The organism is Christiangramia aquimixticola (assembly GCF_048285835.1).
Classification (GTDB): domain Bacteria; phylum Bacteroidota; class Bacteroidia; order Flavobacteriales; family Flavobacteriaceae; genus Christiangramia; species Christiangramia aquimixticola.
In genome coordinates this window covers 162,629-188,285 of record NZ_JBLVTL010000006.1, presented here as the reverse complement: position 1 = coordinate 188,285, position 25,657 = coordinate 162,629, and the positions used below count along the sequence as shown (strand labels likewise).

The 25,657-nt window shown below is 40.1% G+C and carries 7 protein-coding genes; 2 read left to right on the top strand and 5 right to left on the bottom strand.

The genetic code is table 11. From position 1 onward, the window contains the following. Positions 1 to 1,022, bottom strand: a 1,022-nt coding sequence (locus ACNKXV_RS12780; RefSeq protein WP_417908127.1) for an HYR domain-containing protein, incomplete at its 3' end; no start/stop codon positions are given. A 4-nt stretch (positions 1,023 to 1,026) separates the two neighbouring features. Between ACNKXV_RS12780 and ACNKXV_RS12775 the strand changes: the two genes are divergently transcribed. After that, on the top strand, positions 1,027 to 1,215 hold the full coding sequence (locus ACNKXV_RS12775) for a hypothetical protein (RefSeq protein ID WP_417908126.1): 189 nt from the start codon (positions 1,027 to 1,029) through the stop codon (positions 1,213 to 1,215). A gap of 283 nt (positions 1,216 to 1,498) precedes the next feature. On the opposite strand, the gene ACNKXV_RS12770 is transcribed toward ACNKXV_RS12775, so the two are convergent. The 3 genes from ACNKXV_RS12770 to pruA all read right to left on the bottom strand — a co-directional run bounded on the left by ACNKXV_RS12770 (position 1,499) and on the right by pruA (position 24,289). Next, positions 1,499 to 11,599 carry a LamG-like jellyroll fold domain-containing protein gene (locus ACNKXV_RS12770; protein WP_417908125.1) on the bottom strand — a complete coding sequence of 3,367 codons (10,101 nt, stop codon included), beginning with the start codon at positions 11,597 to 11,599 and terminating at the stop codon, positions 1,499 to 1,501. 486 nt (positions 11,600 to 12,085) lie between these two features. Further along, entirely contained in the window at positions 12,086 to 22,372 is a 10,287-nt protein-coding gene (locus ACNKXV_RS12765; RefSeq protein WP_417908124.1) for a T9SS type A sorting domain-containing protein, read from the bottom strand. A 288-nt stretch (positions 22,373 to 22,660) separates the two neighbouring features. After that, positions 22,661 to 24,289, bottom strand: a complete 1,629-nt coding sequence (pruA, locus tag ACNKXV_RS12760; protein ID WP_417908123.1) for an L-glutamate gamma-semialdehyde dehydrogenase — start codon at positions 24,287 to 24,289, stop codon at positions 22,661 to 22,663. Between the two features lie 139 nt (positions 24,290 to 24,428). On the opposite strand from pruA, the gene ACNKXV_RS12755 reads away from it, so the two are divergent. Next, on the top strand, positions 24,429 to 25,142 hold the full coding sequence (locus ACNKXV_RS12755; protein WP_417908122.1) for an NRDE family protein: 714 nt from the start codon (positions 24,429 to 24,431) through the stop codon (positions 25,140 to 25,142). Here ACNKXV_RS12755 and apaG read toward each other — a convergent pair. Beyond that, positions 25,135 to 25,521, bottom strand: a complete 387-nt coding sequence (gene apaG, locus ACNKXV_RS12750; RefSeq protein ID WP_417908121.1) for a Co2+/Mg2+ efflux protein ApaG — start codon at positions 25,519 to 25,521, stop codon at positions 25,135 to 25,137. The two genes, ACNKXV_RS12755 and apaG, sit on opposite strands and share 8 nt — an antisense overlap. Positions 25,522 to 25,657: the final 136 nt, after the last annotated feature.

Below are 25,657 nucleotides of genomic sequence, written 5' to 3'. Positions count from 1 at the left end.
GAATCTCCATCATCCGCTGTTACCGTAACTGTTGTAGTTCCTATGGGGAAATTATAGGGGAAGCTAATATTACTTCCACCAACACTATAGGAAATAGCTACATTGTCATCGCAATTATCGGTTGCTGTGGCGTTAAAGCTTAAGGCTGCATCACACTCACCTGCATCAACGCTATATGAATTAACAGGTGTCGGGCAGTTAGTTATAACAGGCGCTTCATCATCAATTACAGTAACATTAAAAGAGCATGAATCTTCATTACCACTGGTGTCGGTTACAGTCCATTTAATTGTAATAGGATCACCTTCAGGGATCACAGCACCGGCCAGTGTACTGCTGTTATTATAATTATTGGTAATAGTAGCTCCCGAACAATTATCTTCAAAACTTGGATCAAATTCAGCTCCCTGTACTGTATAATCACAGGAACCGGGATCTGTATTTCTACTTGTTGAAGATATACACGAAATAGTTGGGTCTATTTTATCTTCTACAGTTACAATTGCCGTAGCTGTATCGGTATTCCCGCTAGCATCGGAAACTGTAAGAGTGACCGTGTTTTCACCAATATCTGAGCAGGTAAAAGTATTCTTATCTATGGAATAACTTGTTATTGCAACATTATCTGTTGATCCATCATCTACATCTTGTGCTGCTATAGTTACTGTTCCAGAAGAATTCAGTTCTACCGGGATATCTTTCGCCCGGGCTTTAGGTTTCTCGGTGTCTATAACAGAAACTGTTGCATTTATTGTTTCAAAATTATCGTTGATATCCCATACAGTAAAAATTACTGAAATTGTTCCAAGATCATTTTTAGAAAAGGAGGTTTGAGAAAGTTCGAATTCTCTAATACCACAATTATCGGTAGATCCATTATCAGAATTTTCCGGAAGAATAGTAGCGTTGCCATTAGAATCTAATACAGCAACAACTGGTTTGCTCACGGCAATTGGGTCTTCATTATCCTGAACAATAATATCAAAATCAATTGTGGCGGTACCTCCTAAAATGTCGGTCACCAATATGGTGATAGGATTTGTCCCTATGTTTGAACAGGTAAAAGTGTTTTCACTAAGTGCAAATGATGAAATTGTTGCAAGACCTAAACCGGAAAAAATTGATGGGTTTATCGCAGAATTTGGTACAGTGACCGATCCATCAGGACCTAAATTAACGGTTAAGCTGTTGATTACAGATGAGGAATTAATATAATTATTGGAAGCGGATACTTCCCTGAAATTAGGGTGTAAAGAATTTTCCGAAAAACCTTCTACACAAGTAAAAAGAACGGAAAATATTAATATAAAATAACGGATTTGGGATCCATAAGTAGTTTTCGGCATAGGGGGGCACCAATATATTTACGTAGCTAAAGTACGCATAAATTCGATATCTTAGTTAAATTTAACTAAAAATTTGAGGTAAGCGTCTTTATATCAGCTCGATAGGTGCGTCGTTGGTGGTGAAATTTAGGTAGGTAAAAATTCCTACAATTTTACTTCACTATAATCTTTTTATTACAAATTGCTTCCTCGCAAAATACTTTCACGATATAGATACCAGACCTAACCGGGCGTAATCCCAGATAAATTTCTTTTTGGCTTGGGAAGCCCTCAAATTGCTGGATAAGTTTACCTCCCATATCGAAGATCATAACCTTATTTACTTTGATTTCGTCAAAATTACTGATCTTAACCTGCTTACTAAAGGTGCTGTAACTAATTCCTACAATGCCATCTATTTCAGGTAATTCCGGATCGGTAATTTCTTCCGGAGGAAGTGGTTCCTGAGCCTGTTCTTTGAAAAAGATAATCTCAAATCTATCTTTGATTTCTCCAATCTCGGTAGAAGTAATATAACCTGATTTATAAATATCGTGGATACTGTCTGTTTTTAAATCTCGTAAATACACCTTTTTACCGACAGGCCAGTTTTCCATACTATCTATCTTTATAGTGAAATTGCCTTCTTTTGATGTCTTTACCGCTATAGGCAGGACTTGTTCTTTTTCAAAATCTGGTACAGCCTGAATTACAAATCGCTTATCCTGGAAGTACCAGTACATGTCCTCTTTGTTATTTTCAATTAATGGCGCATCATAACCAAGATCGAAACCATTAGTGGTGTTAGGATCTTTTGTTACTAATATTTGACGGTGATATCCAGCCGGCGATTCGAATTTTAGACGGATTTTTTCCCTGGTATCTTCATTGTTAGTTTTTTTCTCTCCTTTTGTTTCTTCCTGTTGCAGAAATACAGAAGGATGTGAGCTTATAGTCTTAAATACCCTCTGTTTGTTATTAAATATAATCTTACCGCTAAAAGTGTCAGAGTCTACGGTGGTGCTGTTCAGGAAAAATCCCTGGGCTACGGGTATAAATTGTTTAGGTTTTTTACTTCCACTTCCACCAGTGCTGTTAACACGCCAGTCATTGGATATTGCAGGAGCAGATCCCGAAAGGGTGTAGGTAGCATAGCCACCCACGTATTCTTCTAAAATATGAGTGCTTCCGGAGAAATGATCCCAATAATATAAAGTCCCGTTAAAAACATTTTCATTGTTGGGATTGTTACCGGGTCCAGTTCCAACATTCGTTAAATTGTCTCTTATAAATTGATCTGCATCAATGGCCGATGGGAAAGGATTACCTACAAGGTAATTCTGATTATTTCCCAGACTTAAATTAGCTCCCCCTAATAAATTATTAGTTGGGATATTACCATTATTAGGTTTACCCTTAAAGGTGTATTTCTGAAAATATAAATTGGGAGCCACGATTCCATCAGTCCCTTTCATGGAATATCCGGCACCTACTACTTGACGAAATCCAGATCCCATGAATTTCCATTCATTATAAATATCTGCTTCCCCTCCTCTAAAGTCCCAGATCCATTCCCGGCTTATCGTAATTGGAGAGGTTTTGGCGTTATCGGCTGAGAAATATCCATTTACAAAATTGACTGGTTCCGGTAATTTCTCATTATCTCCATCATACAATACAATACTAAGGGTATATCCCGAATTATTTGCGTTACCCCGATCGGTAACAGGGCTGGTCCAGTAATTATAATTAAAACTACTCATTCTTCCTTTTTGGTTCACCTCCAGCCAACCAGAACTTGCATTATCTAATATACTTCCATGATCCTGGAGCAATTGTGACTCTCCTTCAAGATCAATATTACCGTTTAGCAGCAAATAATGAGTAATGCGTAGTGGTACACTTGGATTAATGCTTAATTCTTTATCGGCCGTTTCAGATAAAAGCCCCAACATGGTTATTTCTTTGGATAAGGAATTTATATCATGATTTATACGGGCAATATTCCAGTCTATAGCTGTCCCATTATATGAACTATTGGGATAATCCCAAACTGTTGGTCTGGCCCAAGTATTCACATTCGCCCATGTTCCATCGTCCCCAGAACAATATGGAGTTGGAGAGGTGTTCTGCTGATGTGTGGTAATATTGACCAATCTTCCCGGTACTTTATTTATAGAATGATCCGGAGTGTTACCATCTTTAGGTTTTAAATTATTACCAATAATAAAACATGGAATATTGTCAGGATCTGGATTATCTGAGTATAATCTATAATAACCAGCCAGATCATTTGTTGTAAGATTATAAAATGTCTCATCGTCCTGATCCAGGTTATAAGTGCCGTCTGTATGATAACTACTCAAACCACCATCGGGGATCACCAGATTAGGTACTACCTCTCCCTGTAATGGTGAAACCACGGTGCCGCTAGCATCCAATTTTAATCTTTGGTTCATCATGAACCTAATTTGTTTTTCCGAGGGCGCATTATTCCAGATGCGCACTTCCTCTATCCAGCCCGAGAAATGATTTGATGTTTCTTTTGTATTGGCATCGTATCTGGCTCCTATGGTAGTATTATTAATACCGGAGGTATTTATTGTTATTGAGCCTGAAGAAACTCCATCTACCCAAAGTGCACCATTATTTGAAACCGCTATATGATACCATCTGCCATTCTTAAGGATTTTTGAAGAAAGGTTATCCATACTAATTTCAAACCCGGGACTACTAAAAATGACCCCGGTATTAGCATCTGTATTTCCTGAACCGTCCTCTAATGGTCGGTCAAAAGGTCTGATCCAGGCTTCAATAAAATAGTTTCCATTATAATTGTTACCAAGGTCAACGTAATCATCAAATCCATCAAAATCCAAAGTGCTACAATCGTCTAAAACTACGTTTGCCGGAGTCTCAAGAGGAGGGCAGCCGGAGTTATCGATGAGATCCCCATTTTCATCTACCTCAGTTGGCGTTAGCCTCCAGATAAATGTATAGTCCCCGGGATCATCAGCAGTGAAAATTACGGCGGGATCATTCACTGGATCGGGTGAATTATCGTTCTCCTGATTTTCCAGAGAAAAACCAGTGATTATCTCATTTCCATTCGCATCTAAAATTACCCAGCTTCCAATATATCCATCCAAAGTAAGATAAGAAGTAATAAACATATCCTGGAAGGTGGCAAAAACAGTAGCATTCAGATTTACAGTAGTGGTTCCACAGGGGCCAAAAGTTGCTTCCACTGTAGTTGTATACTGGTCGAAAGCCCAAACTCTTATGGTTTCAAAATTGTCAATACTTTGACACTGGTCCCCATTACTATCCAGAATTATCCTGGTTTGTACTTCAAAATCATTCCACCCGATTTTTCGTGGAATAAATTGGACGACATTTTGATTTAATTCGCCAATCTCCTCGAGGGTATTGTCTGGATCATTTAAATCATCATCATAATACCATTGTAAAATTATATCCTGAGGTCCTTCAGGAACTTCAATATTGTCTACTGCCCATACATCACCGTCTCGAATTCCAGTATACCTGAATCGAACTCTTAAGTTAGCCATCCCTATAAATTGCCCGAGGTCTAGTTCCATTTGATTAATTCCTTCTATCCCGTTCCCAAAACGGTCTTGATTCCCGCTTCTGCCAATTTCTGTTACTCCATCTCCGGTAACTGACATGAGTATATTTTCAGGTAGGTAGGTGCCTCCTCCATTGGTGGAAATTTCAACTATTATTTGGGCACCTTCAGTTAAATTGTATGCCTGGTCAAAAGTTAAAATAGCTTCATCCATTCCAGTAAGGCTAAAAATTGGAGTTTCCATATTTGATGAAAATGTACCCTGAGTAATAGCAAAATGCTCATTAGTTTTACCATTATCAAGTGGATTCCACCACAATTCGGTTATATTATAAGGAGGGTAAATATCGGCGGTTCTGAATTTCCATTTTGGTTGTGTTCTCAGCCAGTGATCAGGTCGGCCATTATCTGCAGCAGAGTCGAAGTCATTCTCAATACCATTAGGGTCGGTAAAATTCCAACCATGGTTTTTTATTCCGGCATTGTCAAAACCTCCGCCTTCAAATTTACCTCCTTCAGAACTATAACCTGTTTCAGAACTCAGCGTAATTTCTTCTCCTATACATATTACATCCTTATCAACTTCTACCGGAGATGGTTTAATATCGGCTATAATTACACTTACCAGGGCAGATTTAGAATAAACACCGGTATTACAGGAATAATTTGTTAAGACTGCCCGAAAGACTGTGGTTTCATCACCGGGAGACACAGCGGACTCAATTTGAGCCGTTGTCAAAATGGGATTAGTAGTTTCAATAATGCTCCAGGAGGTAGCTGAAGTTCCTCTATATTCCCAGTGTGATATGTCACCAACATATTCATTTACTTCAAGTGAGCTCGCATATCCTGATACCGGATTTTGACAGGTTAGGAATAGTCGATTGCTGTTTTTAGTCCAAAGGGCCATTCCACCAACCGGTAATTGGTCGACGATCACTGTATGTTCTGAAGTTTCTTCGTCGCATACGCCATTTTTAACCGTAGTTCTAAAAGTAGTGGTTTCCTGTATGTTGAAAGTCCTTGAGTTTGAAAGATTACCATCTGTAAATTCAATCCACATATCGCCAGTCGAAGTTCCTTTATATTCCCATTTAATGAGATCTCCGTTTTCACCAGTAAGCTCTAATAGACCCGTGCCATTGCTAATACAAACCCTTTCCGGACCTGTAAGTGTGCCTCCAACTGAGGACTCATCTACCTCTATAGTTAATTCAAAAGTATTAGTACAACCATTTTCTGTACCTACAACGCGATATTGATAAGTGCCCGCAGCGGTGGGCTGATGTGAGAATGTCGTTTCAGTTCCGGTTTGCAGTGAATCGTCCTCTAAAAACCATTCATAACTACCGGCGCCACTTGCTGTAAAATTGATTATATCCCCCAGGCAAATCTGAGAAGCACCGTCAACAGTTACATTTATTGCAGGTAGAGGTTTAATATTTATGTCTACTCGAGTTCTTTCACTTTCACATAGGTTATTTTTCTGAGCTACCCAGTAGGAGGTTAATTTAACTTCGCTGGTATTGGGGATTGGTGTATCAGGAAGCGGGGAGGTTGCATCTACAGCATCATACCATACGAGCAAATTGTCCTCATCTGCAGTAATATCTAAGACCTTATCGACATCCTCGTAACAAAATTCATATAACATGGGGGCTTCAGCAAGTGGATCAGGCTTATCATTAACGGTTATTATAAGTTCCGAATACTCACTTTCACAGTCCCCGGTTTGTGTAACGAAATATGAGAAGTCTCCTGTAGAATTATTTTCATGGTTAAAATTATCACCTATATATGTATATGCATCGGTTGTAGCATCATAAGTATACCACTTCAGACTATTGCCGGTTGCAGTTAACGGGATATCGGCGTCGCCTAGACAAGCTACCACATTTACTGTTACAGGTGGTTCTGGAAGTTCAGTTACACTAAAAGTAAAAGTCTTTGAAATTGCTTCGGGACAGTTGAAAGAGGATGGGCCAATGATTCTAACGGCATAGACCCCAGTATCATTTGGATTGGGGTTAAAAATGGTTAGAAACCCGGAATATTCACCATCAGGTCCTACAGGATCACTCACGGTGGCGGAATATTTTGAATTATTATTATTAACGTTTAAGGTCTCTCCATCTTTAATCCAGATAAAATCTAAAGTTGCGTTGTTGGCATGGGCAACAAACTCAAAGGTAATTTCTTCTGCTTCCTTATCACAGATGGTAATATCTTCAGTTGGTTTGGTGATAATGATATCCTCATCTACATTCAGGCTAACTACTGCAGATGTTACCATATTACATGGTGCCGAACCGCTAATCTCTATAAAATAGTTGCCTGCGTTTACAGATGTAGCGTTGGTAAAGCTAAGTTTTGAAGTAAAAATACCCGTTGCATTTTGAATAGGTTCTCCATCCTCACGTTTCCATTCATAGGTTAAATTGTCACCGTTGGCTACAACCTCGAAAGATGCCGGGTTAGAGGAGCAAATTCCTATATTGATAGGCTGAGTTGTAATGCTCACCTCCTCAAAGATTTCTACCTGGGTATTAACCTCCAACGCAGGACAGCCATCACCATCAATATCTTTAGTGTAAGTTACGGTATAAACACCCGGGCTGCTAAGGGCTGCATTAATCTCTCCGTTGGAATTTAAATCTAAACCGGTGGTGGATGAAAATGTTCCTCCTGTATAATCACCTGCCGTGCTGCTAAATATTACCGGATAAATTGTATTGTCTGATGTACAAAGAGGGGTGTTATATGAAATTGTTGCCTGTGGCAACTGGTCAATTTTAACCGTTGTTTGGGCAATATATTCTTCACAAGAATTTGCCGCCAAGACTGTGTAAAAAACAGTATAAGTATTTGGACTACTGGAACCTGTATTGATCTCCCCGGTAGCAGAATCTAACATTAAACCATTAGGTGTGGCAGTAAACTCACCACCCGTATAAGAGCCTTTACCATTAGAATACATTACCGGAATTAAAGAACCATTTGTGCAATAAGGATCATCATAATCTATATCAACAAAAGGTGCTTCATGAAGAATTATAGTGGTGGAAGCGGTAGCTGTAAGGCAACCATCATTTTTATTATAATCTATAGTATAGGTTCCGGGCGTACTGGTTCCAGGAGTAATATCTCCTGTACCCGTATCCATGCTTAGCCCTGCAGGACTTGCTGAAAAAGTTCCTCCCAAGTATTCTCCGGTACCGTTTAATTGCGGACTTACAGCACCGGCTTGAGAAGTACAAAGATCTCCGGAATATGATAAATCTGCAGTAGGATCAGGAAGTACAATTAACTCACCTGTTTGAGAGACTACTGTACAATTAGTTACTGATGTTATTGTATATTCGAAAGTTCCAACCTGCGTTGGAACACCGCTTAAGGAATAGATTCCATTATTAAAAGAACCCGTTACACCCGTGGGTAAACCATCAGCACTTCCTCCCGTTGCAGGACTCGAGATTATAAAGTCTATAGGCTCTATTGCCGTGTTTATACATATAGTTTGGTCATTATTTGTGGGTTGGCTAATGGTGGGATCTGGTAATACATTAATAGTGCCCGTTAGCGTTGCACTCTCACAACTTCCGGAGGTAATGATGGTATAATTAAAAGTTCCAACTTCTGTTGCAGTACCGCTTATGGTAAAAGTTCCTGCCGAATAATTCCCTGTCAAACCCTCCGGTAACTCTGTGGCAATGGCGCCGGTAACCGTATTATTAGTTGTAAATACAATATCTTCAATGGAAGTATTAATGCAAATTTCCTGATCCTTGTTGGCAGCATCGGTAATTGAATTGTCCGGAGAAACTGTTATAACTCCCTCAATGCTAGTTTGCTGATCGCAATTTCCGGTAGATTCTACAGTATAGGCGAAAGTTCCAGCCTCAGTAGGTGTACCTGAAATTGTAAGTATTCCTGAATCGAACGTTCCCGTAACCCCGGCTGGTAGCGAACCTGTGACTATACCACCTGTACCGGCATCAGTAATAGTGAACTCAATATCGCTTAAGGGGGTATTTATACAGAGTGTTTGGTCAGTATTAGACGGAATACTAATAGTGGCGTCGCTAAGAACTGTTAGAATCATTTGATCTACCTTAGGTTCAGGGCAGGTTCCACTCGGACTTACAGAAGTTATTGTTATAGTAACATTCCCTCCATCTCTAATTGAAGGTGGGATAGTATAGGTAGGATTCAATTTTTTATCGGCGTTATTTCCATTTTGATCAGAAAAGCTTCCCCCAGCTACGTCTGCATCCCAACTAAAATCCTTCCCTTGTTTAATTACTCCATCAATTTCACCCGCTAATTGGACGGTTGTGGTACCAGCACAAACTATTTGATCTGGTCCGGCATTAACGTAGGCCACAGTTCCGGTTGTTACCGCCAGGCTGGTTGGTTCGCTCTGGCCACATTCGGTTACTCCTCTTACTGTAATGTTTCCTCCAGTGGCCGTTACGCCGGCAGTCAAAGTGATTTGATTGGTGTCCTCACCAGAGGTTACGGTCCAGCCTGCATTTGGAAACGTCCAGATATAAGAAGTTGCACCAGGGATAGGGTTAATAGTATAAATTAATCCATTTGCCGCTGGACAAATTGCTGTTGAATTATGACTTGGAACAGAATAATCAAAAGTTGGTGTAGTTCCAGCAACTGACTGATCAACCTGAAAACTCATTTCATCACTTTCTGCAGTGTTAATTAATAGGCACTCGTCATTAGATGTCATTATAACCTTTACTGTATGATTACCTACACCTGGAGAGACGGGAAATGTAGAACCTGTTCCTAAGCTAACCCCATCAAGAAACCATTCATAAGAGGGAGAAGATCCGCCATTAACAGGAGTAGGGGTAAAGGTAATGGTTTCTCCAGCGCAAATAATATTATTGGAATCGTTTGAAGTAACAGTGACCTCGGGTGTTAAATTAGGATTTACAGTTGCTACAATAGGTTCGCTGGTTGCAGTATTGGAAGTTAGACAAGTTTCATTTGATGTGAGGACAACAGTTACACTTTGCCCGTCTGTTAAACTAGAGGTTATAAAGGTATCACTATTTGATCCTTCATTGTTACCATCTACTTTCCACTGATACGAAGGGGTGTCCCCTCCGTTCACGGGGGTAGCTGTAAAAGTTACTTCATCTCCATCGCAAATGTCACTATCACTTGCAGCTATTGTTACGTCGGGAGTTAGATTAGGATTAACCGTTGTTGAAATTGGACCGCTTATCGCAGTTGGTTGAGTTAAACAGTCTTCATTGGAGGTCATTTCAACCGTAACCGATTGACCGGTGGTAAGAGCAGAGGTGGTAAATGTAGCGCTGTTAGGTCCCACATCCGATCCGTCCACTTTCCATTGATATGAAGGGTTTGATCCCCCATTTGTAGGACTTGCAGTAAAAGTAACTTCCTCGTTTTCACATATAGTATCATCAGAATCAGAAGAAGTTATCGAAACTTCAGGTATAAGCTTTTCATTTATTGTGATGGAGCCGGTAAGCATTGCTGATTCTTCACAGGTCCCGGTAGCATAAATAGAGAAATTGTGGGTTCCAATTACAGAACTTGATCCACTAATGGTGTAAATGCCATTTGAAAAACTACCTGTAATACCTGCTGGAAGCCCAGAATCATTTGCTCCGGTTCCAGTTTCACCAATGATATAAGTAATTGCTGAAATTGAATCGTCCTGGCAAACAACCTGATCGGTGTTTCCTGAACTTAGGCTTATAGTAGCATCTTTTACTACCGTTATAGTCCCAGATTCTGTTGCGAGGTCACAAGAACCTGTGGCTGTAACCGTATAATTAAAGGTTCCTGATTCGTTTGGCAATCCACTAATGGTAAGGTTTCCACTGCTGTAATTTCCGGTTACGCCAGAAGGAAGTCCTGTGACCGTGGCATTATTTTCATTGTTTAAGGAAAATATTATTGGATCTATGGCCGAGTTTATACAAACTGTATTCTGGTCTTTATTAACAGGGTTGGTAATTGTGATATTATCAATAATGGTAAAACCTACGGTTTCCTCAACGGTAGAAGAAGTTACACAGGTAAGAGAACTCGTCAATTCTACCCTAATACTATGATCTCCGGAAGGCAGATTAGAAATTGCAAAAGTATTTGAATTGGAAGATTGGGAGGGGCTGGTTTCACCGTTAACATACCAATTATATGTGGGATTGCTGCCTCCGTTGGTATTAGTCGCTGTAAAAGATATAGTTTCCCCAATACATTTGGTAGCAGGAGACGAAGAAATATTTACGGTTGGAGTTTTATTAGTATTTACCGTAATAGTTGAAGACGTGTCGCTGTAATATAACTCCTCATTACCCGTACCCTCACAAAAAGCAATTACTAACCGAAATCTAGAGTTATTTACTATGTTTTCAAGATTACTAAGGTCTTCTGCGTTTTCATCTGTAATATTTGTCCAGGAGCCATTCCCTACTTGTACCTGCCACTGATAGTGAGGGGAAGTTCCTCCATCCAGATTTATATCTGAGGTGATCGAGATTGAATCGTCGGAACAAATTGAATTACTGCCTACGAGAGTAACATCGGCAGTAGCATTGCTATTTATAGGCCCAGTTAGACACTGCCCCCATACGAGAGCTGGCAGAAATATTAGGAGCAGAAAGAATTTCCCATGTAATTTTATCCCCATAGTAACTACGGTTTAATACATCAATATGTAGGAATTACTTGAGGGGCGAATCGATGTGGGGACATCTAACGAATGGGGCGAAATTTGTTTACAACTCGCTGTAAACAAATTGAATAGCTAATTAAATTACTCTATTTTCTTTAATTATTCTTAATTAATCGCTTAAAATGGAAAATAGTCGATGAAAGTGACTAATTAGTTAATGCACCTACTAATATTTTGAATATTAGTTGTTTATGAAGCTAATGGTTAATTCTTATACAGAGGATTAATTTGTTCAATAATTCTGGTCAAAGTGTTTTTTAAATATTATTACTTCCAGGGCAAAAAATAATGGAGTCACAAACTCCTTGAATACCAATAGGTTTCAATTACTGTGTTTAGTAAATTTTCATAAAATAAGAGAAAAATAGAAAATTCGATTTCCTGAATTTTTTCCTGTAATCACTTTAATTTAAGGGGTTTTAGGTATGATTAATTGAAAAATCATTTAATTACAACCTTTTTGTTTATTACCCCTTTTATAGATATTACTTTTACAATATAAACTCCAGATCGCACTGGTCGCAAGGATAGGTAAATTTCCTTCTGCGCTTTAAGGTCGTCGATCTCCTGTATTAATTTTCCGCCCATATCAAAAACCATCACCTTATTAACTTCCAGTAAGTCATAATTTGAAATTTTTACCTGCTTTGTAAACGTGCTATAACTTACGCCTATATTGCCGTCAATCACCGGTAAAGTTGGATCAATAACTTCCTCTGGAGGTAAAGGTTCCTGAATCTGCTCTTTATAAAAAACAATTTCAAAACGATCCTTTACTTCTCCTATATTTTCTGTGGATACATACTTTTCGCTAAGGAGATCATGGATACTGTCATTTTTCACATCTCTTAGGAAGATAGATTTACCTGCAGGCCAATTTTCGGTACTATCGATTAAAATCGTGAAGCTTCCTTCTTTAAAAGTTTTAATGGCTAAGGGAAGCACCTGATCGTCATCAAAGTTTGGAACTCCCTGGATTACAAATCTGGAATTTTCAAACCACCAATACATGTCTTCTTTATTATTCTCTATAAGTGGAGCGTCATATCCTAAATCAAAGCCGTTGGTAGTATTAGGATCTTTGGTTACCAGTATTTGTCTATGGTATCCGCCCGGAGACTCGAATTTAAGTCGAATCTTTGCTCTGGTATCTTCTCCGGTTTTTTCCTTTTTTAATAATGGTTTTTCCTGTTGAAGAAAGATCGACGAATCGGCACTAATCGTTTTATAGATTCTTTGTGTATTATCAAAAATAATTTCGCCTCCAAAAGTTTGATTGCCCACGGGGGAACTATTTAGAAAAAATCCTTGTGCAACCGGTATATATCTCCATGGTCTTTTAATTCCTTCATTACCGGTGTTATTTATTCGGAGGTCGTTAGAAATTGCAGGTAGGGGACCTGATAGTGTATAGGTAGCATATCCACCTACGTATTCTGCCAGATTATGAGATTTACCTCCAAAATGATCCCAATAATAAAGAGTACCATTAAAAACATTTTGTCCATTCTTATTATTTCCGGGACCATTTCCTGCCTTGGCAAGATTATCCAGAAGAAATTCTTTAGCATCTATTGCCGATGGATATGGATTGCCCACTAAATAGTTTTGACTGGGCAACAGTTTTAATTCGGTGGTGGGAATATCCCCATTATTGGGTTTTCCCCGGAATACATAGTTCTGTTCTTCATCGAGAGCAGCCAGACCGGTGGTACCCTTCATAGAATAACCAGCTCCGGTTATTTGGAGAAAACTATTGCCCATAAATTGCCAGCCGCCATAATTATTTGCAGCTCCGCTTCTAAAATCCCAGATCCACGCATCGGTTAAGGTTAAACGCGGGATCGTTTTTGGACCATCTGCATCATAATAACCTCGTTTCCAGATAATTTTTGTTGGATTATCGGGGTCACTACCGTCAAATAGTACATTGATTAGTTGAAATCCAGAATTATTATTGCTTCCCTGATTGCTAACTGGGCTGGTCCAATAATTATAATTATAACTGCTCTTTTTTCCTTTTTGATCTATTTCGATCCATCCGTCACTCTGGTTGGCTAAAATACTACCGTGATCCTGTAGAAGTTGAGATTCGCCTTCCAGATCTATATTTCCGTTTAGTAGCAGGTAATGAGTTATACGCAATGGATTGCTCGGATTAATGCTAAGTTCTTTCCCTTCAGAAAGTAATCCCAGCATAACAATATTCTTATTTCCGGAATATATATCGTGGTTAATTCGCGCAATATTCCATTCAATAGGATTACTATTAATTGAACTGTTTGGGTAATCCCAAATTAATGGCCGTGCCCATGTCGTTTTGCTAACCCAGGAACCATTCGCTACTGAAAAATATGGGGTAGGAGAAGTGTTTTGTTGGTTACTGTTCATGTTATGTAGCCTACCATTCACACTACTTAGAGACAGATCTATAGTAAATCCGTTAACAGGTTTATGGGTGTCTAAAATTTTATTCAGCACAGGATCAGGTGATGCTGAAATCAGCCTGTAATAACCAATTAGCTCGTTCCATTTTTTATTATAAAAAGCTTGTCCGTCACTATCCAAATTAAATTCACCCAGAGTATGGTAACTTCCTGCAACGATTTTGTTAGGAACTACTTCGCCCTGTATGTCACCGGATAGTTTAGAAGTAAGGTCCAAACGCTGATTCATCATAAACCGAAGTTCGGATAATTGCAATGCCGATTTCCAGATTCGAACCTCCTCAATCCATCCTGAAAAATAACTTTCCGGTTTTTTTGTAATGCTATTCCACTTCGCCCCAATTAGAGTGATATTACCGGTGCCTGTTGAAGATATCGTAGATTTTGTATCAACTCCGTCAACGTATAAAACTTTGTCAATTAAAGCCACATGATACCAACGGGTATTTGGAATTAAATAGGTGGAAAGGTCAGCCATCTTTATTTCAACTCCCGGCCCGGAAATTATTGTTCCGGTAGCTGCTTCAGGATAAATCCAAAATTCAACAGTTTTTACATCTGCGAATGTATTTGCAATGGAAACATAATCATCCACCCCATCAAAATCAAGCATTGTACAATCTGGCAACGAAACAGTGCTTGGTATAATTACCGGAAGACACCTGGTATTTTGAACCAATTTTCCCCTTTGAGTAACATCATAATAATCTGCCGGAAAAATGAATGTTGGAGTAAGTTTCCAGGCAAAAGTAAAATCGCCGCTACTCCCTGCTTCAAATTTAGCGTTTGGATTATTTTTTGGAGGTAAAGCGCTATTACTGTCAGTGTTGGTTAAGGTGTAGGTAGATGGATCTGCAATTACACCTGCTTTGGAAATTACCCATTCTCCTATATAACCATCCTTAGTTGGATACGTTGTTACATTTCCACCAAAAGCACCGTTTGTATTGGCGATTAAATTTATCTCCTTATTTCCGCAAGCTCCTGTCCCGGCAGTAACGCTGGTAGTATATCTGTCAAATACGAAAACTCTGATAGTTTTGGAATTCTCTATACTACTGCAGTTTTGACCATTGGAATCCAAATTAATCGCCGTTTTCACTTGAAATAAATTCCAGCCAATAAGTTTTGGTTCCCAAAGTTCAGATTCATTATTTCCTATAAAGGTGCCTCCAGGTTTTGAAGGGTCACTATAATCGATCCATTCCAGAGAAATATTTCTTGGTCCCTGTGGAATTACAACATTATCCAAAGCCCAAATATCCCCGTCTCTTATTCCTTCAAACCTAAATCGAATACGCAAATTATCTCTCCCTACATAATTCCCCAGATCAATAGTCATTTTATTAATAGTCAGTGTTCCTTCACTAAACCGGTCATAATTTCCGCTGGATAGGGGTCCGGTTTTGCTATAAAGCAGAGGTTCAGAACTATAACTAACTCCGCTATTGGTTGATATTTCAATAATAATTGACGCTCCTCCTGTCAAATTAAATGCCTGATCAAAGGTCATCACCGCCTGATCCAAACCACTTAATGCGAATATGGGTGTTTCCAGTGTTGATGGATTATTTCCTGAAACTATGGCAAAGCTTTGATTACCTGAATTTCCAAGTTTGGTATCCCATCTCTGATCGGTTACGACATTAGTATTGATATTCGCAGTGGCGAAATTACGCGGACTAGCCCGCAACCATTTGTCTGGTCTGCGGTTATCTGCGCTGGATTCAAAATTATAACCGGATACCCCATTTTTATCTGTAATTCTCCAGCCTTTGTTAGTAATAGAAGAATTATCGAATGCACCTCCTTCAAATTTTTCAGGTTTATCACCGTAACCTGTGCTGGAGCTAAGCGTTACTTTTTCACCTTTACAAACTACTGCAGGATCAACATTTATAGGTGAGGGTCCGATACCTGCAGGAATTACACTTAATACTGCAGTTTGGGAAAATGCATTGGGTGAACAGGTTCCATTTGAAATTTCAACCTGGAAAATCAGTGTCTCACTAACCCCTAAGCTATATATTTGAGAAGCACTTAAAGTTGTCCCATTAATAGCTAAAGGAGTCCAGGTAGTTGCACTGCTTTTCCGGTATTTCCAGCTTACAATTGTTCCGGAATGACCTAACAAATTAAGGTTCGTTAAACTTGCACTGGAAGTTGGATTTCCACAACTTAAAAAAATACGATCATTATTTTGAGCAAAAAGGAGATTCCCTCCAATCGGTCGGGGGTCAGTTTTAATTGTTCCGGATAGAGCAACCGTGCTGCATCCACCGGCTGTGGTAACAGTATAATTAAAAGGTCCACCAACTACGGTAGGGGTTCCGCTTATAGTAACTATATTTCCTGCCCAGCTACCGGTAACTCCCATCGGTAAACCGCTAAAAGTAACTCCTGTTGCTCCGGTTGTGTTGTATCTAATTTGGGTTATTGGGGAATTAACACATACCGTTTGGTTGTCGGTTCCTGTCGCTGATGAAAGGCTTAGAGTATTATTTGCACTCACATTAATTGTTCCGGTGGTTGTACCTGCATTACATCCCCCGGTTAAGGTTACAGTATAGGTTAATGGGCCGGAAGCATTTGTAGGTGTACCGCTAATTGTTACCACGTTACCTGCCCAGGCGCCGGTAATACCGGCTGGTAATCCTGTAACAACAGCATTGGTAGCGCCAGTGGTCGAATACCTGATCTGGGTTAAAGGTGAATTAACACAAATAGTCTGATTATTAGTTCCCGCTGCGCTTATCAGGTTTAAGCTGTTATTAGGATTAACATTTATAGTTCCTGTTGCGGTGACCGAACTACAACCACCTGTTAAAGTCACCATATAATTGAAAGGACCTCCAGCGCTTGTGGGGGTTCCACTAATAGTTACAACATTAGCCGTCCAGGAACCATTAATACCAGCCGGTAATCCTGAAAATGTAGCACCCGTAGCCCCTGTAGTATTATATTTAATACTTGTGAGTGGGGTATTAACACATAAGGTTTGATTATTTGTCCCCGGCCCTGAAGAAAGACTGATCGTATTATTAGGATTTACGTTTATTGTACCGGTTGTAGAAACAACACTACATCCTCCGATTAACGTAACCGTGTAAGTTGTTGGGTTGCTTGCTGCAGTTGGTGTTCCGCTAATGGTTACAACATTATTGACCCAGTTACCGTTAACACCCGCTGGTAATCCGGAAAAAGTAGCCCCTGTAGCACCGGTAGTGCTATATCTGATACCGGTAATAGGAACATTTTCACAAACAGTCTGGTTGCTGGTACCTGCCGCTGAGGTAAGACTAATGGAATTATTTGGATTAACGTTAATGGTTCCGGTAGCAGTTGCCACATTACAACTTCCGGTCGTAGTAATTGTATAGCTAAAAACTCCACTTGCCGTAGGGGTGCCGCTGATAATTATTACATTATTGTTCCAATTTCCGGTTACTCCGGCGGGTAGTCCTGAAAAAGTTGCCCCGGTAGCACCTGTAGTGTTATAGGTAATATTAGTTAAAGGAGTACCAATACACAAAATTTGGTTGGTGGTAGCTGCGCCGGAAGAAAGACTAATATTATGATTAGGATCAACTTTAATGGTTCCGGTTAACGAGACATTATTGCACTCTCCAGTTGTAGTTACTGTATAACTGAAGTTTCCTGCTTCTGCAGGCGTTCCGCTTATAGTAAATTTTCCAGAGTTGAAACTACCGGTTATTCCCGCAGGTAATCCTCCAGCAGTAATAGAAGCAGCAGGTGCGTTGGAAATAATGTAAATAATTGGAGTGATTGCAGTATTAATGCATTTTGTTTGACTATCTGTCCCTGCCCCAGAAGTTAAACTCATAGCATCGCTGGCTTTAACTTTTAAAATTGCAGGGTTGGAAATAATTTGTGCGCAGCTGTTATCGCTACTCGTGATCACCACATCATAACTACCTGCATTTGCCGGAAGTAGATTGGCAATAGTTAATTTATTGGTTCTTGTGCCGGAATAGTTGCCGTTATCAGTAATTGGGAGGCCGCCTTTTCTCCATTCATATCCTATAACATTTCCTGAAGCTAAAACCTGGAAAGTTGCAATTTCTCCCTCGCATAGATCAGCACCCACTGGCTGGCTATTTATAATTATATTCTCAGTAACCGTAATCACAGCATTTTGTGAAGTCACTTCGTTACATGGAGCAGTTCCTTTTACCCTGACCTTATAAGTGCCGGCATCTGCTGCGGTAGCTCTATTGATGCTTAAACTTGAAGTAGTAATGCCAATTGAAACATCGTTCTTAAACCATTCATAATTAAGTCCGCTACCGGTTGCACTTACAGATAAGGTCATTGGAAAACCTGAACATATATTTTGAGAAGCCTGTGGTTGAGAAGTAATGATCACTTCCTGATTTATATTTAAAACCGAATTGTAAGATATTACTGTGTTACAAGGCGCAGTTCCATTTATAACCACCGTATAAATTCCCGAGTCTGATGCTTTTAAATTCGGAAGGGAATAGTTCGCCGCAGTAGCACCGGCAATATTTACTCCATCTTTACGCCACTGATATGTAAGACCGGTCCCGGAGGCTGTAACACTGAAGTTTGCAGTATTTCTTGAACATAAGATTTGGGAATTAACCGGTTGGGATGTTATTTGAATTTTTTCATTAATGTTAAGTACAGAATTAGCCGATATGACCGGGGTACAGGGAGAAGTTCCTCGCACTTCTACCGTATAGGTGCCTGCATGAACAGCAGAAACACCCGAAATGGAATAGGTTGGCAAATTGGCTCCGGAAATATTATTTCCATCTTTTTTCCACTGGTAAGTTAATCCAGATCCCGTAGCGGTAATGCTGAAATTCGCGGTGTCACCACTACATAATGTTTGCGCCGGGACCGGTTGTGAACTGATTGCTACTTCCTGATTTACATTCAAAATCGCATTTGTGGAAGTTGCAGGCGAACATGCCGATGTTCCGGTTACCAGAACCGTATACGTTCCGGAATGAGCTGAAGTTATATTTGGAATTGTATAGCTGGAAGCGGTAGCTCCCATAATATTAGTGCCATCCTTTTTCCATTGGTAATTGAGTCCCGTTCCTGTTGCGGTGACATTAAAATTTGCGGTATTACCTGAGCATAAAGTTTGAGATGTTGCCGGCTGCGATGTTATTACAACAGCCTCGTTTACATTTAGAATTGCATTGGTTGAGGTAACTGTTGTACAGGGAGCGGTAGCATTTACTTCTACAGAATAGGTGCCTGCATTGGCAGTAGACACATTCGGGATTGTATAAGTTGCGGAATTGGCACCAGTAATATTTGCTCCATCCTTTTTCCACTGATAGGTAAGTCCTGTTCCGGTTGCAGTTACGCTAAAATTCGCCTGACTACCTGTACATATAGTTTGCGACGGATTAGGTTGGCTGCTAATAATTACTGGTTGATTGACTGTAACCGTAACCCCGCCCGGGGCTGCAATATTTGCAATACATGGAGTACCGGTAGTGCTTTCTGCTCTTAAATAATAAGTAGTTGTTGTAGTAGGCGATACCAATAAACTTGCATTGGCCGCATTACTCGTACCTACTAATGTTGTAAATCCAGGATTTGAATACCACTTCCAGCTTGCCCCTGTACCAAGACTTCCTCCCGTTTGAGTTAAGGTAGCATTGCCTCCCCTACAAATAGTAGCTGAGGTTCCTATGCTTGTTGGAGAAACTGAAGGTTTATTAATTGAAACATCGATTGTTGCCTTTCCGGGAACGTTTGGGCAACCACCACCCGTTGGAGTATTGGTTGTGATAGTAAGTACTGCATTCCCCTCCGTTAAGGATGGTGTGTATCTTGCACTTACTGTTCTTGGATTTGTGCCTGAGGTCACGATATTTGAAAACGAACCACTGGTTGCAGTCCAGGTGCCACTAGCCGCATTGCCGGTTAATGTTCCTACTACGTCTATAAAACCTCCAGAACATACCCCCATTGCAGATGACGGAACGGTTACACCATTGAAACCATTTACGTTTATTTTATCTGTTTTACTATTGTTACTTCCACAGGGGTTAAAAGCTTGGACAGTTATATTCTGATTATTTCCAATAACTGCATTTGGTCCCACAAAAACTGTTATGTTATTTGTGCCGGCACCGCCAGTTATGTTAAATCCCTGAGGTAATGTCCATATGTAATATTCTGCATTCGTAACTGGCTCGGTAGAAATTGAAATTGTTCCGGTTGGGCAGACAGATGCCGGTGAAATAATTGGGTTTCCGCCCGTCCAGTTCGTAGGATCACCATTATAAACAGTCATGGCTATCCCGTTACTCGTAACTGCAGCAGGAGAGGCGCATATCGCACTGGAAGTCATAGTAACTGTAATTGTCGAAGGGCTCGCCAGTGCAGTTGGAGTATAAGTAAAGTTTGTAGCACCTGAGATATTAATACCATTTCGCTTCCATTGATAGGTAGGCGAGACACCTCCATTTATAGGATTCGCTGTAAATGTCACTGCAGTTCCAGATGCGGAACATATGGAAGTAGAAGATGATGTTATAGTAACCGATGGTGTTAAACTAGTGGTTACAGTAAGCGGTTTGGAAGCACTAATGTTTCCGCATGAACCTCCGGATGTTGTAAGCGTTAAAACAATCGATGATGGGCTATTTGCAGGAGGCGTATAAGTGGCAGTTCCAGGTGTGCTGCCGGAATTGTTAGTAAAACTACCACCAGCGTTACCATCTGTCCATATGGCTGAAGTGGCACCTCCTCCGTATGAACCTCCTAAACCACCGGTAGTACCGCCCTGGCAAATTGTGGGTAGCGCACTTCCGGCATTTACTGTTGGATTAGGATTAACAGTTAGGGTTTTGGTTGCGCTTACACTATTACAGGTCCCGCCTGAGGATGTTAGCGTTAATATAATAGAAGCCGGAGCATTTGCAGGAGCTGTGTATGTAGCCGTATTTGGGGTATTTCCGCTATTATTGATAAAGCTTCCACCGGTAATACTGGCGCTCCAGATTGCTGAAGTTGCTCCTCCTCCAAAAGATCCATTTAACGCAGCGGTTGTCCCGCCCTGACAGATGGCCGGAATCGCTCCACCCACACTTACAGAGGAATTAGGATTTATATTCAATGTTTTGGTTGCACTTACATTATTACAAGACCCGCCTGCGGTGGTTAGCGTTAATATAATTGAAGTTGGAGCATTCGGCGGAGCGGTGTACGTTGTAGTTCCGGGCGTACTTCCGCTATTATTGATAAAGCTTCCACCGGTAATGTTAGCGCTCCAGATTGCTGAGGTTGCACCACCACCAAAAGAACCACCTAACGCAGCGGTTGTTCCTCCCTGGCAGATCGCCGGGATTGCTCCTCCGGCATTTACAGTAGGATTGGGGTTTATTGTTAAATTTTTGGAAGCGCTTACATTTCCGCAGGATCCTCCTGAAGTAGTAAGAGTTAATATTATACTTGCCGGCGCTGTAACAGAAGCAGTATAAGTGGTCGCTTCCGGGTTACTCCCAGAGTTGTTTGAAAAACTACCTCCGGCACCACCATCAGACCATATCGCAGCTGTAGCTCCACTAAAAGATCCTCCCAATACGGTAGTAGTTCCTCCCAGGCAAATTGAAGCAAGCGAACCACCGGCATTTACTGAAGGATTGGGATTTATTGTTAAGGTTTTAAATGCGGCTACATTTCCACAATCACCACCTGATGTTGTAAGAGTTAAGGTAACAGGAGAGGTAGCAGTTGGAGCAGGAGAATAGGTAGTAATCCCGGGCGTGTTTCCGGAGTTGTTTGTGAAAACTCCGCCGGCTCCACCGTCGGTCCATATTGCTGAAGTCGCACTACCCCCATATGCACCTCCAAGAGGTGGTGTGGTGCCACCCTGGCAAATTGAAATGGAAGCATTTCCCGAACTAACCGTTGGAACTGCTTTTACATTTATGGAGATATTGTTACTTGATGCCGGACCGGAAGTACAATTGGATGTTAGAATTGCGCTTACAATATTATTGTTCTGAAGATTCGAGCTTTGGAAGGTGTTCGAAGTACTGGATGGTCCCTGGTTTATACCATTTATTCGCCAGGTATACTGGATATTATTTCCGGCATCTGCGGAAGGGGTTGCTGTAAACATAACAGAATCTCCTGCACAAATGGTATTGGAAGCTGCATTTGAAACGATCGAGACGCTAGGGGAGCATGTTTGTGCATAACCCCAGCTGGTAATAAATATAACGACCCAAAAAGATATACTTCTTGAAAGTAAATTCTTTTCCATAGTCAACAACTTTTAAAACAATAAATAATAAATCAGTAGGAACCTAAAAATAAGGGGAGGGGGAGGGGGCGAGGGAGATAAGACACTAATTCACAGTTGTCTGGGTGTAAGTTTATTAAAGGATAAAATTAAATTAAAAGCATTAATAAAATAGTTTTTTTCGCTTAAACACCTTAATAGTCGGTGAAACTAATGGAATATCGGCTACGCCTGTAATTTAAGGTTTCTGGTATAAAAAAAAGCTGCCCTTTAAGGCAGCTTTTGTAAAATTCGTAATTAAATAATTAATTACTCTCCCATAAAAGGATATCTGTAATCTGTAGGAGCTGTATAAGTTTCCTTGATTAATCTTGGAGAAACCCAACGCAATAAGTTAAGTTTTGAACCGGCCTTATCGTTAGTACCACTAGCTCTCGCACCACCAAATGGCTGTTGTCCAACAACTGCACCTGTAGGTTTATCATTTAGATAGAAGTTACCTGCAGCATTTTGAAGTGCTTTGGTAGCTTTACTTAATTCGTATCTGTCTCCAGAGAATACTGCTCCGGTTAGACCGTAAGGACTTGTTTCATCAACCAGTTTCAGGGTTTTATCCCATTCGCTGTCTTTATAAAGATAGATAGTTACTACAGGTCCAAATAATTCGGTCTCCATTGTTGTATAATGAGGATCTGAAGTAAGGATTACCGTAGGCTCTATAAAATATCCTTTGGATTTGTCATAGTTACCACCAACAACAATCTCTGCATTCTTATCTTTTTTAGCCTTATCGATATACTTGGCAAGTTTATCGAAAGAACCTTCATGAATAACAGCCGTGATAAAATTAGACATGTCTTCCGGAGATCCCATTTTAAAAGACTGTACATCTTTAATAACAAGCTCCTTAATTCTTGGCCAAAGGCTTTGCGGAAGGTAAACTCTGGATGCAGCACTACATTTTTGCCCCTGGAATTCAAATGCACCTCTGGAGATTGCGGTTGCAACCTGATCAGGGTTTGAACTTGGATGTGCAACAATAAAGTCTTTCCCACCAGTTTCACCAACAATACGCGGATAAGTTTTGTACTTGTGAATGTTGTTTCCAATTTTTTGCCAGATATCTTTAAATACGGTGGTACTTCCTGTAAAATGTACACCTGCGAAATCTGGGCTTGCCAGAATAGTATCGGTGATCATTACCGGATCTCCCATAACCATATTAATAACACCATCTGGTAAACCAGCTTCTTTAAAGATATCCATAATGATTTGTGCAGAAAAAACCTGACTATCACTTGGTTTCCAGATCGCTACATTCCCCATTAAAGCTGCACTTGAAGGCAGGTTACCTGCAATTGCCGTAAAGTTAAATGGAGTAATTGCATATACAAATCCTTCTAAAGGTCTGTACTCAACTCTGTTCCATGCACCTTCTGAAGATTCCGGCTGCTCATCATAAATTTGCGACATATACTCTACATTAAAACGTAGAAAGTCACATAATTCACAAGCAGCATCAATTTCAGCCTGATATATATTTTTAGATTGCCCAATCATTGTGGCAGCGTTGATCTTTGAACGGTATTTACCTGCAATAAGATCGGCAGCTTTTAGGAATACCGCCGCACGGTGTTCCCACTCAAGATCTGCCCAGGCCGTTCTTGCTTCTAAAGCAGTTTCTATAGCCTGCTCAACATGCTTTTTGCTGGCCTTGTGGAAGATACCTAAATTGTGCTGATGATCATGTGGAGGATGCATCGTGGCAGTATCTCCTGTTTTGATCTCATCAGACCCAATGTAAAGCGGAACTTCCATTTTGGTGTTGTATAGATCTTTGTAAGTGAGCAATACTTCTTCTCTTTCTGGGGTTCCGGGTGCATAGCTCTTAACTGGTTCGTTTACAGCTACCGGAACGTGAAAAAATCCTTTTCCCATAAATATTATTTTTGCTTTTTTGCTATTGTAATTTAATGGCGCTAAAGGTAAAAAAATAAAGCGGTAAAGAAGAACAAGTGCAGGTACTTTACGAAAGCTTAACTTTTTTCGTAATTTTCCTTAAATTTTTTTCAGCGATATGTGCACAGTAACTCTGGTTCCACATCCGGAATCTCTTTCTGGTTTTATATTAACATCAAACAGGGATGAAGCTGTAGGAAGAAAAACGCTCCCTCCTGCCTGGGAACGATATAACGAGGTTAAACTTTATTTTCCCAAAGATAAACTGGCCGGTGGAACCTGGTTAGGAGTAAGTAAATTGTCACGCTGCATTTGTCTTATGAATGGTGGAGAAGAACCGCATGTACGGAAAAAAGATTACCGAAAGAGCAGAGGCATAGTAGTTAAAGAATTTTTAGCCGCTGATAAATTGAAAAATTTCCGGAGTGAGTACAATTATGAAGGGATTGAACCTTTCACCATGATAATTGTTGAATGGCATAACGGGCTTTCCTTCCAGGAACTTATCTGGGATGGAGAGGAGGTGAAATTTTCGCATTTACCATTAAAGGAACATATCTGGTCATCTTCACCTTTATACTCACAGGAAATGAAATCAGAGAGAATCAAATGGTTTAATGAGCTTAAAACAGCCGGTGGTTTTTCCTCAGAAAACTTGCTTGATTTTCATTATTCGGCAGGTAAAGGGAATAAGGAATATGGTTTAATTATCGACCGCGGATTCTTAAAAACTCAGAGTATTTCTCAAATTGTGAATCTTGAGAATGAATTGAAGTTTTCCTATGAAAATTTACATCTAAAGGAAAGCCACGAAGAGTATCTGGCTAATTAAGCGCATAGGTCGCGCTAAGTTTAAAGGTAGGGATATTAACCTTAAATGGATTCCCGGTATTAAGATCTATCATGCTATAAAATCCTCTCATACTCCCAAAAGGGCCCGTTAATAAGCAACCGCTGTTATAAGTATGGCTTTCTCCAGGATTAATTACCGGTTGTTTACCTATTACCCCTTCGCCGGCAACGATCTGCGTCTCATTTAAAGCATCTCTAATCTCCCAGAATCTGGATTTTAACTGTACCGGGGTATTACTTTGGTTCTCAATGGATATTTGGTAACCAAATGCATATTTAAGCTTGTAATTTTTATAAAGCATGCCCTCGAAAGTAGTTTCGACGGAGATTCTTATGCCTTTGGTGATCTTTTGTATCATTTTAGTATAGGGTAAACGATGCCAGCAATGAAAAAATTGCTACGATCACTGCTAATGTAAAAAATATAATATTGAGCAACAGGAACTTTAGAATGGTTTTAACACGTCTCTGTGCGTAAAAATTCCGCATTCCTTT

What these genes read in the sequence shown, in the direction of transcription:
- ACNKXV_RS12775 (WP_417908126.1), top strand. Translation starts at nt 1,027, where the DNA reads ATGGTGATAGGATTTGTCCCTATGTTTGAACAGGTAAAAGTGTTTTCA.
- ACNKXV_RS12770 (WP_417908125.1), bottom strand. Translation starts at nt 11,599, where the DNA reads ATGGGGATAAAATTACATGGGAAATTCTTTCTGCTCCTAATATTTCTG.
- ACNKXV_RS12765 (WP_417908124.1), bottom strand. Translation starts at nt 22,372, where the DNA reads ATGGAAAAGAATTTACTTTCAAGAAGTATATCTTTTTGGGTCGTTATA.
- pruA (WP_417908123.1), bottom strand. Translation starts at nt 24,289, where the DNA reads ATGGGAAAAGGATTTTTTCACGTTCCGGTAGCTGTAAACGAACCAGTT.
- ACNKXV_RS12755 (WP_417908122.1), top strand. Translation starts at nt 24,429, where the DNA reads ATGTGCACAGTAACTCTGGTTCCACATCCGGAATCTCTTTCTGGTTTT.
- apaG (WP_417908121.1), bottom strand. Translation starts at nt 25,521, where the DNA reads ATGATACAAAAGATCACCAAAGGCATAAGAATCTCCGTCGAAACTACT.